This window comes from Koromonas soli (assembly GCF_059726265.1).
Genome location: NZ_AP040872.1, coordinates 2,012,644 through 2,026,652, shown reverse-complemented (window position 1 = coordinate 2,026,652; position 14,009 = coordinate 2,012,644). Strand labels below are relative to the sequence as shown.

At 58.6% G+C, this 14,009-nt stretch carries 15 protein-coding genes; 8 read left to right on the top strand and 7 right to left on the bottom strand.

All coding sequences use genetic code 11. The features are described 5' to 3' along the window. Positions 1-6 precede the first annotated feature (6 nt). The 4 genes from AC6IY8_RS08855 to modC all read left to right on the top strand — a co-directional run bounded on the left by AC6IY8_RS08855 (position 7) and on the right by modC (position 2,372). The gene (locus AC6IY8_RS08855; protein ID WP_497778433.1) at positions 7-303 is read left to right on the top strand and encodes a hypothetical protein; all 297 of its coding nucleotides are present in this window, start codon (positions 7-9) and stop codon (positions 301-303) included. Between the two features lie 79 nt (positions 304-382). Beyond that, complete coding sequence (locus tag AC6IY8_RS08850) at positions 383-529, top strand: hypothetical protein (protein ID WP_497778432.1); 147 nt, start codon at positions 383-385, stop codon at positions 527-529. Positions 530-600: 71 nt separating this feature from the next. After that, a complete protein-coding gene (modB, locus tag AC6IY8_RS08845) occupies positions 601-1,266 on the top strand; it encodes a molybdate ABC transporter permease subunit (RefSeq protein ID WP_497778431.1) in 666 nt (221 codons plus the stop codon). Further along, complete coding sequence (modC, locus tag AC6IY8_RS08840) at positions 1,263-2,372, top strand: molybdenum ABC transporter ATP-binding protein (RefSeq protein WP_497778430.1); 1,110 nt, start codon at positions 1,263-1,265, stop codon at positions 2,370-2,372. Before modB ends, modC begins: the two co-directional genes overlap by 4 nt. Here modC and AC6IY8_RS08835 read toward each other — a convergent pair. Further along, positions 2,369-3,445 carry a UDP-N-acetylmuramate dehydrogenase gene (locus AC6IY8_RS08835; RefSeq protein WP_497778429.1) on the bottom strand — a complete coding sequence of 359 codons (1,077 nt, stop codon included), beginning with the start codon at positions 3,443-3,445 and terminating at the stop codon, positions 2,369-2,371. The genes modC and AC6IY8_RS08835 overlap by 4 nt on opposite strands. Positions 3,446-3,524: 79 nt before the next feature. Here AC6IY8_RS08835 and AC6IY8_RS08830 point away from each other — a divergent pair, with 79 nt between their 5' ends. Then, entirely contained in the window at positions 3,525-3,950 is a 426-nt protein-coding gene (locus AC6IY8_RS08830; RefSeq protein ID WP_497778428.1) for a BrxA/BrxB family bacilliredoxin, read from the top strand. A 31-nt stretch (positions 3,951-3,981) separates the two neighbouring features. Here the strand turns inward: AC6IY8_RS08830 and AC6IY8_RS08825 are convergent, their stop codons facing one another. The 3 genes from AC6IY8_RS08825 to aroF are packed head-to-tail and all read right to left on the bottom strand — an operon-like array spanning position 3,982 to position 7,569. Beyond that, entirely contained in the window at positions 3,982-5,340 is a 1,359-nt protein-coding gene (locus AC6IY8_RS08825) for a rhomboid family intramembrane serine protease (protein WP_497778427.1), read from the bottom strand. A gap of 1 nt (position 5,341) precedes the next feature. After that, positions 5,342-6,499, bottom strand: a complete 1,158-nt coding sequence (locus tag AC6IY8_RS08820; protein ID WP_497778426.1) for a beta-propeller fold lactonase family protein — start codon at positions 6,497-6,499, stop codon at positions 5,342-5,344. Beyond that, positions 6,496-7,569 carry a 3-deoxy-7-phosphoheptulonate synthase gene (gene aroF, locus AC6IY8_RS08815; protein WP_497778425.1) on the bottom strand — a complete coding sequence of 358 codons (1,074 nt, stop codon included), beginning with the start codon at positions 7,567-7,569 and terminating at the stop codon, positions 6,496-6,498. Before aroF ends, AC6IY8_RS08820 begins: the two co-directional genes overlap by 4 nt. Before the next feature lie 165 nt (positions 7,570-7,734). Here aroF and AC6IY8_RS08810 point away from each other — a divergent pair, with 165 nt between their 5' ends. Next, the gene (locus AC6IY8_RS08810) at positions 7,735-8,379 is read left to right on the top strand and encodes a uridine kinase family protein (protein ID WP_497778424.1); all 645 of its coding nucleotides are present in this window, start codon (positions 7,735-7,737) and stop codon (positions 8,377-8,379) included. 73 nt (positions 8,380-8,452) lie between these two features. On the opposite strand, the gene AC6IY8_RS08805 is transcribed toward AC6IY8_RS08810, so the two are convergent. Both AC6IY8_RS08805 and AC6IY8_RS08800 read right to left on the bottom strand, forming a co-directional pair. Next, positions 8,453-10,144, bottom strand: a complete 1,692-nt coding sequence (locus tag AC6IY8_RS08805; RefSeq protein ID WP_497778423.1) for a 30S ribosomal protein S1 — start codon at positions 10,142-10,144, stop codon at positions 8,453-8,455. 70 nt (positions 10,145-10,214) lie between these two features. Beyond that, complete coding sequence (locus AC6IY8_RS08800; protein WP_497778422.1) at positions 10,215-11,228, bottom strand: MBL fold metallo-hydrolase; 1,014 nt, start codon at positions 11,226-11,228, stop codon at positions 10,215-10,217. Positions 11,229-11,327: 99 nt separating this feature from the next. Between AC6IY8_RS08800 and AC6IY8_RS08795 the strand changes: the two genes are divergently transcribed. After that, positions 11,328-12,269, top strand: a complete 942-nt coding sequence (locus tag AC6IY8_RS08795; protein ID WP_497778421.1) for a deoxyribonuclease IV — start codon at positions 11,328-11,330, stop codon at positions 12,267-12,269. 9 nt (positions 12,270-12,278) lie between these two features. Here AC6IY8_RS08795 and AC6IY8_RS08790 read toward each other — a convergent pair whose 3' ends face one another. Then, a complete protein-coding gene (locus AC6IY8_RS08790; protein ID WP_497778420.1) occupies positions 12,279-13,259 on the bottom strand; it encodes an SDR family NAD(P)-dependent oxidoreductase in 981 nt (326 codons plus the stop codon). Between the two features lie 133 nt (positions 13,260-13,392). On the opposite strand from AC6IY8_RS08790, the gene AC6IY8_RS08785 reads away from it, so the two are divergent. After that, positions 13,393-13,977, top strand: a complete 585-nt coding sequence (locus AC6IY8_RS08785; RefSeq protein WP_497778419.1) for a TetR/AcrR family transcriptional regulator — start codon at positions 13,393-13,395, stop codon at positions 13,975-13,977. Positions 13,978-14,009: the final 32 nt, after the last annotated feature.

Below are 14,009 nucleotides of genomic sequence, written 5' to 3'. Positions count from 1 at the left end.
TTTGCTTTGTCGAACTCGCTCAAAGCTGCATATAATCGATATATGGCTAATGGTTGGGAAAGCAAATCAGTCGCAGAACAGCAAAGTGAACTCCAGCAACAAACAGCCTCACAAGAACAGGCAGTAGATGAAAAAGCCCGCCTGCTGCGCGCAAAAGCAGAATTGGCACGCAAGGTGCAAGCCCTGAAACTGAATCGCGCTCGCATCTGCGAACAACTGGCGCGTACCAGCAACGAGCGCTATACCACTCTGCTGAACACAGAGTTGGGACAGATCGACGGCGAGCTCGCAAAGCTCGTTTAGTCTGAAAGCTCACTGGCGACAGTGATGGGCATCACCGAAGCTCGGTAGGTGTCGGAAGACAATAGCACTGAGGTGTTATATGCCAGTCCTTGTCGTTGGAGTGATATTCTTCGCGCTGTTCGTCGTGATGGGTGTGCTGGCAACGGTCGCCGTTTTGAACGAGACGCGCGGTCTGCCGGGTAGTGTGTGGCAGCTCAAGCGCCTACGTAACCCATCGCACAAGTAGTCCACACCGGCCAGCGAAGACGCGTTTCCCCGTTCGCCTGAACGCATGCTTTGCTCTGCCCGGAGTACTTGATGAACTCACCGCTTTTGCTGAGCTTAAAGCTGGCGTTGGTTACATCCTCTCTGCTTCTGGTACTCGGACTTCCTGTCGCATGGTGGCTTGCGTTTACACGCTTTCGGCTGCGCTTTCTGATTGAATCTCTCATCGCGCTGCCCATCGTTTTGCCACCGACGGTTCTCGGTTTCTACCTTCTGATTCAGTTTGGTTCGCGCGGAGTGCTTGGAGCGACGTGGCAGCGCATGACCGGCCACACCCTTGCTTTCACCTTCGCCGGATTGGTGATCGGTTCGATCATCTATAGTCTCCCTTTCGCAGTGCAGCCGTTCACGGCCTCTCTGGCCTCGGTGGATCGCCGCCTGCTTGCGGCATCCGCCAGCCTTGGAGCTTCTTCGTGGCGCACATTCTGGCGGATCACGTTCCCCATTGCGTTTCCGGGGATCGTCACGGGTTTTGCGTTGAGCTTTGCGCACACGCTTGGGGAGTTCGGGGTGGTGCTGATGCTCGGCGGCAACATACCCGGCGTTACGCAGACTGCCTCGATCGCCATTTACGACAATGTGCAGATGCTCGACTATGCCGCCGCAGGACGTCAGTCCCTCACGCTGCTGGCGATTTCCTTTGTGCTGCTTGTGCTCATCCATGCGCTGAATCGCAAGCGCAACTGGAGGCTGCAGTGAGCGGTTCGGGGAGAGCGCTGCGAGTGTGGCTCCAGCTTCCGCTGTCGCAGTTCAAGCTTGAATGCGATTTCGAGACGGGCGGAGAGGCGGTCGTGCTCTTTGGCCGCTCCGGGGCGGGCAAGACCTCGGTGCTCGACTGCATCGCCGGGTTTCGAACTCCAGAAGAAGGCCGTATTGAAATTGGCAGTCGCATCCTGTTTTCAAGCCGCGAGCGAATCAATGTGCCTGTTCGCGAGCGCCGGGTCGCCTACCTTTCGCAACAGCCTGCGCTCTTTCCGCACATGAGCGTGAGGCAGAACATTGATTATGGATTGCTCGATCTGCCACGTTCGGAACGCGAAAGGCGGGTGAATGAAATCCTGCAGCGATTCCAGATAACAGCGTTGGCCTCGAGTCGTCCGGCAGCCATCTCAGGCGGCGAGCAGCAGAGGGTTGCGCTGGCGCGCGCTCTCGTTCGCGAGCCGGAATTGCTGTTGCTGGACGAGCCTCTCTCTGGGCTTGATATGGCGCTGAAACCGCTGCTTCTCGAGATGCTTTTCGACTGGCAGCGTGAACGCGGTATCCCAATGCTCTACGTCACTCACGACCAGGCGGAGGCGTATTCGTTGGCGCGTAGAGTGTTGTTGATCGAGACGGGAATGATCGCAGCCGATGGGGAACCGAGCGAAGTCTTCAATGCGCCGGTGAGCAGCGAGCGCGCAGTGCTCTCGGGATACGAGAATCTGTTCGATGCCACGGTCGAAGAAACGCATCCAGCACTTGGCACAATGACCTGTCGCGTCGCAGGAAGTGGCTTAATGCTGGAGTCGCCGCTCGCGCGCAAGAATTCTGGAGATGCGATCCGCCTGGCATTGCGGGCAGGCGACATTCTGCTGGCCACCGAGCGCCCGAGCGCCATCTCCGCACGCAATCTGCTGTGCGGACGCATTGAGATGATCGAAGACCGGGTGGGGATGATCGAGTTGAAGGTCGTCTGCAGCGGTGGTGGAGAAACGGTGTTCTGCGTCCACATTACGCGAGGAGCATTGCAGAATCTAGCTTTGCAGAATGGTCAGACCGTTTGGCTGATCATCAAAACTCACTCGATTCAACTTCTGCGACACTAGCCGGCCTGTCCGGCTTCGCAGCGATCAAAACCAAGCATCACTGGCTCGGGATACAGATCGACTCCGAAGCTATCGCGCACTTTTTGCTGAACGAAAGCTTTCAGGCGCAGCACGTCGGCCGCGGTGGCTCCGCCGCGATTGGTGAGGGCGAGGGTGTGCTTGCTGCTGATGGCCACCGGTCCGAGCGCGAACCCTTTCGCGAGTCCGGAATGCTCAATCAGCCATGCTGCAGCCAATTTAACCTTTCCATCCGCGGCGTCGAAATGCGGAATGGGTGGGGACGAAATGGACTCAATTCGCTCAAACTCGGCGCGGCTTACTAGAGGATTTTTGAAGAACGAACCGGCGCTCCGACTATCGAAATCCATTTCGTCGAGCACCATTCCCTTGGATCGCCGAATCGAGAGGACTACATCGCGAGTTTGAGAAAGGCTCGGGGAACTGCCATTTGCGAGTTCGCCGCTGAAGAAACGTTTCAAATCCGCGTATGCGATTTTCGGGGCACCATCGGGAGTCAATGCGTACTCCACCCGGGCCAGAATGTAGCGGCCTAGATCGCGTCCGTTGAAGCGGCTCTGCCGGTAGCTGAATTCGCACGCTGGGTTGTCGAACTCGACTGGCTGGAGAGTTTTTGTGTCGATGGCGTGAACGCGAAGGATGGTCTCCGAAACATCCTGCCCGTAAGCTCCGACGTTCTGTACCGGGGTTCCGCCGACGGTGCCGGGAATTCCGCTCAGGCATTCAAGTCCGGCGCAGTTGTCTCGAACCGAGCGCTCGACCAGCGTGTCCCAATCCACACCTGCTCCGACCGTGTAGATACGCGTGCCATCATGCTCGACGCTGGTGATGCCTTGGATGGACATGTGGAGGACGAGTCCGGAGAAGCCTGCATCGCTCACCAGCAGGTTGCTGCCGCCGCCGAGCACAAAAACAGGTATGTCGCGCTCTTGCGCCCAACGCAAGGCCTTGATGACTTCATCCTCGCTGGTTGGTTCAACAAAATAGCGGGCTGCGCCCCCAACCTGGAAAGTGGTGTAGGGAGCAAGGCGGACATTCTCTCGAATCTGCAACATTCTGCTCTCATGATAACTCTCCACCGCAGGGTTCTGCGCCCGATCATGGGAAGCAATCATCCAACGTAGTGGAGGCGAAATGTATCCAGAGATTATGGTCGTGCCCATGCGTGAGGAGCTTACTCGGCTGGGCGTGCAGGAAGCACGAACCCCGGAAGAAGTGGACAGCGCAGTTCGCAATCTTCAGGGAACTCTGATGGTAGTGGTCAATTCTATTTGTGGTTGCGCCGCCGGGAAGATGCGCCCCGCCGTTCGCGCTGCGTTGGGCAATACAGTCAAGCCTGACTATGCGATTACGGTATTCGCTGGTCAGGATGTGGCTGCCACCGAGCGGGCCCGCTCCTACTTTGAGGGACAGCCCCCTTCATCGCCGAGTATTGCTATTCTGCGTGAGGGCAAGCTCGCCTACTTCATGCCACGCTCAGAGATTGAGACTCGCGATGCGACAGCCATTGCCGCATCTCTCAAGCAAGCTTTCGAGCAGGTCTGTCAACCGGCAGCGTAAAGACGCGGAGCCATCGACATGGTGGCTCCGTTTATTGCCCCTGTACTCTCCGCCATATCCGGGTCACTCCGTCGTCCTGCGGGCGCAAGTCGTGTGCCTTTTGCAGGTAGGGAAGGGCCCGCGCTGTTTCTCCGTTGGAGATCAAGAGCAGCGCGTACTGCAGATTTTCATCGAAGCCCTGAGGATTGATGGCGACGGCCTTGGCCAGAGCGTCGCGCGCGCCCGGAAGATCATTCAGGTCGTAACGAACTCTGCCAAGGTTGAACCAGGATTCCGAATCGTTGCCGGAGAGGCGCACGCCCTGCTCGCAATTTGCCAATGCTTCCTGCAGCATGTGCAATTGACGCTGAGTTAAGCACAGATTGACATACGCTGGACCGAACTTGGGACGCAGGCGCGTAGTCTCGGCAAATGCATTCATCGCTTCGGGATAGCGCTTTTCATTGACAAGCAGAGTTCCAAGCAGAAACTGTGCCTGCGCATTGTCAGGTTTCAGCTCTACTGCCCGCTGTACATGGGCTAGAGCTTCCTGCATGTCACCCTTTTCACGAGCATCGGAGGCGCGGTCGAGTTCGATGTAAGTTTCGTTGTGTTGACGCGCATAGTATCCAGCGCCGGCGAAGACCAGCAGGATGGCTACGGTGCCGGCCAGTACGCGCATCTGGCCGCGCGACTGATGCCGGTCACGCCCGGTGGGAAAGATGGCTCCAAGGGCAAATCCTGTAAGCAGACCACCGACGTGGGCGGCGTTGTCGGTGCCCCGCACGGCAGCTCCGAATGCGAGGTTGTAAAGGACGAACATTGCGATACTGGTGAGTTGGCCTTTGAGTGCCGCGCGGAGCTGCGGGTTGCTGTGCAACAGCATGGCCGGAATGAGCGCGCCGGCGATTCCGAAGATTGCGCCAGATGCGCCCACGCTTAATACATTTGCGTGCCAGCAGATACTGCCCAGGCTGCCGCCGATGCCGCACAACAGGTAAAGCAGCGTGAATCGCCCGCGTCCGAATAGCAACTCTGCCAGCCACCCCAGGTTGTAGAGGCACCACATATTCAGCGCGATGTGCAGCAAGCCGCCATGCTCGAACGTGGAGGTGAGCAGGCGCCACCATTGTCCGCTCGGGGTGAGTACGCCGGAGTTGCCGCCCCAGTTCAGCAGCAGTTCGCCCGAACCGGAGAAGTCAAGATGGCGGCTCTGGATCACCATGAGCACGTACACGAGCGTGTTCAGCGCAATGAGTACGATCGTGGGCGACTCCAGCAACTGCCGGAAGCGGCTTGGAGTCTCTTCTGCCTGCCTGCTGGAGAGCACCTCTGCCGTGCACTGAGGGCAGAGGCTGTCCGTGTCTGACTCAGCTTGAAACTCACGCCCACAGTATGTGCAGATGTTCATGCTAGATAGCTTTCGATGCCGTTTTCACCGCGATTTGGGAAGGCCTCAGTCCGGTTGGAATCATTAGGAACAAGCGCGGCGCGGGCTGCTGAACTTTTTTGTCACGTCGGCGATCAAGGCGCAGCACGGCTACATCTCCTGATCCCGCATTGGCCACTAGCAGCATGTTTTCCGTCGGGCTCAGGGCCAGCGCGTCAGGATGCGAGCCGACCTGCACCGTGGTGATCAGCTTGCGCGTCAGTGCTTCGAAAACGGCCACATCGTTGGATGCAAAGTTGCTGACGAAGAGCGTGGCGTTATCTCCGCTAACGAGCGCACGCACGGGATGATCTCCGGCAAGGAAGCTTTGTGCGACTTCATCGGTGTAAGGGCTTACGGCGGAAATCGTCTGCGCCTCGTAGTTGGAGACGAAAACTTCGCCGCCATCGGGTTTCATGCCGAGATCAACGGGGGTTCCACCCACTCTGAGCAGCGCCTCTACGGCGGAATTCTTCAGGTTTACGGAGGCAATCTGCCGCGAGCCGGAGCAGCCAACGACGGCTTTCGATGCGTCCGGCAGGATCACTAGCGAGTCAGGAGATTTGCAGACGTGAAGCGTGCCGCGCACCTTCATCGTGGGGCCATCGATGAGCGTAACGGAGTCATCGCCGCGATTGGCGACTGCGACCACAGAGCCATCTGGTGCAACGCGCGCGACCCCGGGCTGCTTTCCGACTGCGATCTGAGCAACGGCACGATGCGAGTCGAGGTCGAGCGCGGTCACGGTGTTCGAATCGGCATTGGCGACCCACCCGCGCTTGCCATCCGAGGTGACGGAGATCGAGTAAGGCGTGCGTCCGACGGCAATGTTTCCGGCTACCCGGTTGGCGGCTGCGTTAATGACGCTGACCGTACCGGAGTCAGTATTCACAACGTAAACTTCGTCTTTGGTCGGACTGGCGGTGACACCGGAGGGATTGTTGCCTGTGTTCAGGGTACGAATGACCTTCAGCGTACCCAGGTCGAGAACGCTTACGGTGTTCGAACCCGAGTTGGTGATGTACGCGAAACTGTGTGCCGGTTCCGCGCTTCGCTGGGCACAGCCTGCAAGAATGAGTGCGGCGACAAGTGCAAGGCCGGCAGACTGCCGGCCCATTGAGAAAATCTGTTGTAGCTTCACGAGCGTGCTACCTGCGATTCTGTGGCGCTGGTTTGCTTGTATGGTGCGGGACCGAGTTTGCGATTTACGACAGGGAGGATCGCGCGAATTTGCGAGACCATGTTGGCAAACTGATCGGGGAACAGGGATTGCGGTCCATCGGAGAGTGCGCGGTCGGGATCGTGGTGCACTTCGACGATGAGGCCGTTGGCTCCAACGGCGGCTGAGGCCAAGGCGAGCGGAGTGACGCGATCGCGCTTGCCGGTGCCGTGGCTTGGATCGGAGAGAATGGGCAGGTGACTCAGTTTCTGAGCTGCCGGGATGACGCTCAGGTCGAGCGTGTTGCGGCTGTGATCGGCAAAGGTGCGCACGCCGCGCTCGCAGAGAACCACGTTGCGATTGCCCTCGCTCATGATGTATTCGGCGGCCATCAGAAGTTCTTCGAGGGTTGCGCTCATGCCGCGCTTGAGCAGCACGGGGAGCGGGGAACGGCCTGCGCGCTTGAGCAGCGAGAAGTTCTGCATGTTGCGCGCACCGATCTGGATCATGTCGGCGTAGTCTTCGATGGCTTCGAGCGCTTCGGTATCAACGGCCTCGGTCACGATAAGCATGCCGAAGCGTTCGCGGACCTCGGCCAGAATCTTCAAGCCCTCGACGCCCATGCCCTGGAATGCGTAGGGCGAGGTGCGCGGCTTGTAGGCGCCTCCACGGAACATGCGTGCGCCAGCGATTGCTACCTTTTCCGCCACATTGAGCGTTTGCGAGCGGCTCTCGACAGAACACGGCCCGGCAATGATGGCGAACTCCTCGCCGCCAATGGTGACGTCGGAGTTGGGGAACCGCACAATGGTGTTTTCGGGTTTGGCCTCGCGGCTCACCAGTTTGTAAGGCTTGCTGATGCGGATGATTTCCTGTACTCCGGGCATTTCTTCAATCCCGCAGGTCTCGATCCCGCGCAGATCGCCGGTGACGGCGATGGCGTAGCGCTGAGCGCCTTCGACTGAGTGCGCCCGGAAGCCCAGGGCCTCGATTCTTTCGCAGATGGCACGGATTTCGTCGGGCGTAGCGCGCGATTGCATTACTACCAGCATGGTTCCCTCGCAGAACCATTAGTTTAGCGGAGGCTGCATGGTCCGGGCAATTGCCGTGCAGCCATGGGAATCCGTTGGGGAGGGTAGTGCCGCGTATCCGAATTGAAACCATTTGCACAAAATTCATGCAAATTGAACTAAATACCTGCAACAATCACTTGCATCATGAGCAATCCTTCGAATACCAGCAAGCCATTTATAGTCGGACTTGCCGGGCCCACCGGAAGCGGCAAATCTACGGTGGCCCGGCGCGCAGCTTCACGCCTGAGCGGGCAGGTCATTTCGATGGAGACCTACTCGACCGCCATGAACCATCTTCCCCTTGAGCAGCGTTCGAAGCTGAACTACGACGCTCCTGAGGCAATCGATATATCTCTGCTGGCCAGTCATGTAGCGCAATATGCATCGGGAAGTGCCATTGATATTCCTGTTTATGACTTCTCGGAGCATCTGCGGGTTCCGGATCGCACAGAAAATCTGGCCCAGAAGCCGCTGCTGATTGTTGAGGGCATTCTGGCATTGCACTTCGCGCAGCTGCGCCCGCATTACAACCTGTCTATCTATCTCACTACGGCTGACGAAACCTGCTTCCGTCGCCGCCAGGTGCGCGACATCACGGAACGCCAGCGTCCGCTGGAGTTGATTCGCTGGCAATACGAGAACACGGTGCTGCCCGCGCAGAAACAGTTCCTGCTGCCGAGCAAGGCCTATGCAGATACAGTGATCGACAGTGGACCTGAGGTTTCCGCCGTTGTGGAGAGCCTGGTGCAGGCGATTGAGAAGAAGCGTGCACTGGCGGCTGGCCGGTAAGCCAATTCTCCCAAAAGAAATGCGCCGCAAGTTGATAGTCCAACTTGCGGCGCAATGTCTTTTAAGCTGACTCTCAGGCGAGTTCGAGCTCGATCTTCTTCGAAGCAGCATCCAGCTTCACGATACGGAAGCTGCGAATCTGCCCGGCGCGCGCCGGTTCAGGTTTCGATGTGCTGGCGGTCGTTGGGCCACCCTTCCACTTTGCGTTCAGCATGGCTGAAAGCGAACTCATGTCGAGCTTACCGCTTTCCGCCTTGGGTTCGTCTTTGACTGACGCAACCGGGGCGATTTTGCACGTGGCTTGGATGCCATCGCCGAGTTCGACACGCGCCTGATTGCCCGATTCCTCGATGAGACGTCCGGTGACGACGTCACCAGCTTTGTGCTCGGCGATGTATTCGTCGAGGCCGGTCGGGATCAACTGCTTCATGCTGAGGCGGATTTGGCGCTTTTCGAGATCGAGGTCGAGCACCTGAGCTTTCACGACCTGCCCAGCCTTGAGCACGTCGCTGGGATGCTCGATGCGCTTTTCGGCGCTGATCTCGCTGACGTGCACCATGCCCTCGATGCCTTCGGCCAACTGCACGAAAGCTCCGAATTTCATGATGTTAGTCACCGGACCCTCGACCACGGTGCCCGGAGCAAATTTCTGTGCCGTCTGCGACCACGGATCGCCGAGAGCCTGCTTTAATCCGAGCGAGATACGACGCTCGCCAAGGTTCACGCCGAGGATGACGGCTTCGACGGTTTCTCCGGGCTTGATGACGTCATCGGCCCTGCGCACCTTCTTGCCCCAGGACATTTCCGAGACGTGAATGAGGCCCTCGATTCCTGGCTCCAGTTCGACGAATGCACCGAACTCTGCGATACGCGTGACCGTGCCGGTCACGCGGTCGCCGACCTTGAACTTCTCGGGAACGGCGTCCCAAGGATGCGCCTGGAGCTGCTTGAGGCCGACGGAGATGCGGTGCTTTTCGGCATCAATCTTGAGCACTTTGACCTCGACCTGCTGGCCGACCGAGAGCACATCTGCGGGCTTGCCGACGCGGCCCCACGACATGTCGCTGACGTGCAGCAGACCATCCACTCCACCGAGATCGACGAACGCACCGTAATCGGCCAGGCTGCGGATGGTGCCGCTGAGAGTTGCGCCTTCCTCGATCTGTCCGTAGCGCTGTTCGCGCTTGGCGCGCTCCTCTTCTTCGAGGACGACGCGACGATCGACGACGACGTCCTCGTCGGCAACGTCGAGCTTGATGATGCGGCAGCGAATCTGCTCACCCACCATCTTTTCCAGCAGCTTGGCATCGCGCTCGCCGCTGCGGGAGGATGGCATGAAGGCGCGTACTCCAACGTCAACGCTGAGTCCGCCCTTGACGAGGGCGGTCACGGTGCCGAGGATCGTTGTCTTCTCAGCAAATGCCTTCTCGAGCGCCGACCAGTCGGTTGGCAGCTCCACCTTCATGCGCGACAGTTCGTAATAGCCTTCCGGGTTGCGGCCCTTGACCGACACAGGAAGCTTGTCGCCCACCTTCACCGTCTCTCCGGCACCCTGGAATACGGCGATTGGGAGGATGCCCTCGGTCTTGTAGCCGATATCGAGGAACACGGACTCGGCATTGACGGCGACTACGGTGCCTTCCAATTGCTTGTTTCCGTCGGGAGCCTTGTGGGTGTGCGAGCGCTCGTACTGCGTGAGCATATCGGCGAAAGATTCGTTGGAGTCAGGTGTGGGTTGGGATTCAGAACCGCGCGGGTTGACCATGGAGGTAAAGCCTCTTTGTTGGCGTAATGCCGTTTAGCATACCACCGCGCGTGCTCTGCCGTGAGTAGGTTCAGTCCACCATGCGCCATCCGCCTTCAGCGAGCACGACGAAATTTGCGGTCGCCTGGGGATCAAGCGTGTGTAGCAGGTTCGTCAGTTCAAACTGAGGTTCGTCGAAGCCGTCATCCGCGAGTGGAAACGTACCAAAATGAGAGGCGACGCTCAGCCCCGGGTTCAAGATTTTATGTGCCTCCAGAGCATCGGCCGGACTGCAATGCACCTCGCTCATGAACCACTCGGGACGAAATGCGCCAATGGGCAGCAATGCCAGACGCGGCCTTGGGAACTTCTGTGCAACTTGGGAAAACAGCGGTCCAAAGCCAGTGTCGCCAGCGAAGTAGATTGCGCGGCCATCGACAGGTCCGGATTCCGGCACGAGGGCGAACCCACACCATAGCGTCGAATCGCGATCCCAGGGCGTGCGTCCTGAAAAGTGCTGCGCCGGAGTGCAAACGATACGGATTCCGCCGGGATACAGAGACTGCTGCCACCAATCCATTTCCACTACATCGCCGCGACTAAGGCCGGGGAGTCCGAAGCTGCGCAAACGGCGTGCATTGCCCAGGGAGGTGTAGAACTGAGGGCGATGCGAGGTCCAGAGCCTCTGCAGCGTCGTGCGGTCCATGTGATCGTAGTGATCGTGGCTGAGCAGAACGATGTCGATCTTCGGGAGATCTTCGAAGCGAATGCCTGCGGGACGCACGCGACGTGGTCCCATGAACTGCACGGGGCTTGCTCGCTCGGACCAGACTGGGTCGGTGAGGATGTTCAACCCTTGCCATTGCAGAAGAAAAGTCATGTGCCCGATAAACGTGAGGCGCAGGGCATCGGGCGAATCATGCGGACACGGTATGCGAGCGGGCGGGGCGCTGCCGGGAGTGCTCTCGACCCACTCAGGCCAGGGACCTTGCTGCCGTGAGCGTAGCCAGCGCACAAGGTCGCCGAGACCGCGCTCGCGTCGGCGCGGGTTGTGAAATCGTCGTCCATCGAAGTGATCGCTGATTGGAATGCGGGGTTTTGCCATCTTGTCGTTGGTCTAACCTTAATTCGATGCACAACGTTCTGCAATGAAGCAGGGTTGATCATTTTGGATCGGTGCTCACGGAGGTCTTACAATCGCTCAATGCCTCGTGCCGTCAAGAGCTCTGCCAGCAAGCCTGAACGCGACGTCCTGAAACTGATTCCAGCGGCGGAACACCGCCCTCAACCGAAATCGCGCCGCATTGGCATTCACACCTCCACGGCCGGAGGCGTCGATACATCGGCGGAGCGTGCGTGGCGGCTGGGGTGCAACACATTTCAAATTTTCAGCTCGAGCCCGCGCATGTGGAAGCCCTATGACGTAACTACGCAGCAATGCGAGAACATGGGACGCCTGCGGACAGAGTACGATCTGAAGCCGCTGGTTATTCATGCCAACTACTTGATCAATGTGGCGGGGACGGACCCGGTGTTCACGGAAAAGTCAGTGACTGCGCTCAGGGCCGAGATGCAGCGAGCGATCTCAATTGGCGCGGAATACGTTGTGCTTCATCCGGGGAGTTTTCGCAGTTGCAGCCGGGAGCAGGGAATCGACAATGCGTGCTCGGCCATTTCGCGGGCGAGCGATGGGCTCAATATGGCCGATCACTGCCTCACGCTGCTGATTGAAAACACGGCAGGAGCCGAGTTCTCGCTGGGGTCGAGTTTTGAGAGCGTGGCGGAATTGATTGCCGCACTGGGGAAGCACATTCCTGTGGCATCGTGCATCGATACCTGCCATACGCACGTGCGCGGATATGACATTGTCACGGCGGAGGGGTATGAGGAGACGATGCGGCAGCTGGAGGCTACGGTGGGGATTGGGAATGTGCGCGTGTGGCACTGCAATGACGCCAAAGCTGCGTGTGGGTCGAAACTCGACCGCCATGATCACATCGGGAAGGGAAGTATCGGGCTCGAGGCGTTTCGGCGCCTGCTGAATGATCCGCGCCACGCGCACGCAGCCTTCATTCTGGAGACGCCTGTCGATGAGCCCTTTGATGATCTTCACAATATAGAAGCGCTGAAATCAGTGGCAGGATGAAATGCCGCTCTAGGCGAAAGATTCCCCTACGAGTTCTTCGCTTTTCTTCCAGAGCGCCTCGGCTGATGTGAGATCCAGCGCGTAGCTGCGGACTCCTTCGCTGATGGCGGAGATGGTTACGTTATCGGCAACGATGCTGCCGACATGACAGTTCTCGCAATAGCGGCCTCCGATTTCGTCAGCCGGAGCTACAACGGCGGCCCATACCGAAGTTGCAGCGCCTTGCGGAACGGTTTTGAACTGGAAGGGTGCTTTGCCCTCTGCTGCAAGCTGCTGATTCATCTGATCAACCATGGCTTGCAATTGAGCCGGTGAGATGTGACGACCCAATTCGGTTTGAATGCCGCCGGGGTGCACGGCTGCAGCTCGTATGTCGCGTCCACGATGGCGATTGTCGAAGGCGACAGCAAAAAGGATGTTGGCGGTTTTGGAGCGACCGTAGGCAACGAATGGATCATAAGGCGTGTGCTCAAAGTTTGGGTCCTCAAGATCCACGTTGGCAAAGCGATGGCCGGACGAGGCCAGGTTGATGAGCCTTCCACCTGCGCGCAGCAGGGATGCAATACGGTTTACGAATACGAAATGACCCAGGTGATTGGTGCCGAGCTGAGTTTCAAAGCCGTCGGCTGTGTGGCCGAAGGGCGTGGCCATGACTCCAGCGTTGGCGATGATGACGTCGAAGGGCTCCCTCTTGGCAAGCAATTTGTCAGAGCAGGCGCGCACGCTTTTGAGGTTTGCAAGATCGAGCGCTACCAGTTCGAAGCTTCCACCGTTGGCTGCCGCGTCTTTGCGGACTGGAGCGGTGGCGGATTCAGCCTTTGCCAGATCGCGGGCGGCGCCCACTACACTCGCGCCATGGGCGGCGAGTGCCCGCGCGGTTTCGACGCCAAGTCCTGCGGAAACACCGGTAACGAGGATCCGGATGCCGTGTAGGTTCACGCCGGACAGAACATCTTCAGTGGTTGAGGTCGCGCCAAATGCGTTTGCCATTGTCTTCCTCCTGCTGCCGGAAATGTTTAGTGCAACACACTCGTGATTGACTGCCGGTGCGATTGCGGATAAAACGGAGACTGTCTCCGTGAAGAGGATAATAAACGGAGGGTGTCTCCGTTTGCAAGTAGCTATGGCGAAAAAGAATTCAAAACCCGTGGCTCGGAAGCCTCGAGCAGATGCGCAGCGCAACCGCGAGCGGATACTGGAGGTTGCGAAGGACGCCTTCACGCGTGCAGGGACGAACATCAGCCTGGATGACGTCGCGAAGCAGGCGGGGATTGGCCCGGGAACGCTGTATCGCCATTTTCCGACTCGGGACGCGCTGCTGGAGGCGGTGTATCGCAGCGAAGTTGAAAAGCTGGCGGCTGCAGAGCGGGAGTTTGCGGCAACGATGCCTCCAATTGAGGCTTTGCGGTCGTGGATGTTGCTGTTTGTGGATTACATCTCAACGAAGCAGATTATTGCGCCTGCACTGAATACGCTGGTTGGAGGACCTTCGAAACTATTCGCCGCTTCAGGCGATCAGATCAAAGGTGCGATCCACGGACTGGTGGAGCGGGCGATTGCAAGCGGTGATGTTCGAGCCGATCTTGATCCGCTCGATCTGCTCCGGGCGCTGGTTGGCGTCTCCAACGTAGCGTCGGCACCGGACTGGGCACAAAGCGCAAAAAGACTGGTGCAGATACTGATTCTCGGGTCGCGTCCGATCAGCTAGAGAGTTATCGCCCGACGGTGGCTGCTTTAGCG

Bases quoted from the DNA above. Each gene is read 5' to 3' on its own strand.
- AC6IY8_RS08850 (WP_497778432.1), top strand. From the start codon at position 383: ATGCCAGTCCTTGTCGTTGGAGTGATATTCTTCGCGCTGTTCGTCGTG.
- modB (WP_497778431.1), top strand. From the start codon at position 601: ATGAACTCACCGCTTTTGCTGAGCTTAAAGCTGGCGTTGGTTACATCC.
- AC6IY8_RS08835 (WP_497778429.1), bottom strand. From the start codon at position 3,445: ATGTTGCAGATTCGAGAGAATGTCCGCCTTGCTCCCTACACCACTTTC.
- AC6IY8_RS08830 (WP_497778428.1), top strand. From the start codon at position 3,525: ATGTATCCAGAGATTATGGTCGTGCCCATGCGTGAGGAGCTTACTCGG.
- AC6IY8_RS08825 (WP_497778427.1), bottom strand. From the start codon at position 5,340: ATGAACATCTGCACATACTGTGGGCGTGAGTTTCAAGCTGAGTCAGAC.
- aroF (WP_497778425.1), bottom strand. From the start codon at position 7,569: ATGCTGGTAGTAATGCAATCGCGCGCTACGCCCGACGAAATCCGTGCC.
- AC6IY8_RS08810 (WP_497778424.1), top strand. From the start codon at position 7,735: ATGAGCAATCCTTCGAATACCAGCAAGCCATTTATAGTCGGACTTGCC.
- AC6IY8_RS08805 (WP_497778423.1), bottom strand. From the start codon at position 10,144: ATGGTCAACCCGCGCGGTTCTGAATCCCAACCCACACCTGACTCCAAC.
- AC6IY8_RS08800 (WP_497778422.1), bottom strand. From the start codon at position 11,228: ATGGCAAAACCCCGCATTCCAATCAGCGATCACTTCGATGGACGACGA.
- AC6IY8_RS08795 (WP_497778421.1), top strand. From the start codon at position 11,328: ATGCCTCGTGCCGTCAAGAGCTCTGCCAGCAAGCCTGAACGCGACGTC.
- AC6IY8_RS08790 (WP_497778420.1), bottom strand. From the start codon at position 13,259: ATGGCAAACGCATTTGGCGCGACCTCAACCACTGAAGATGTTCTGTCC.
- AC6IY8_RS08785 (WP_497778419.1), top strand. From the start codon at position 13,393: ATGGCGAAAAAGAATTCAAAACCCGTGGCTCGGAAGCCTCGAGCAGAT.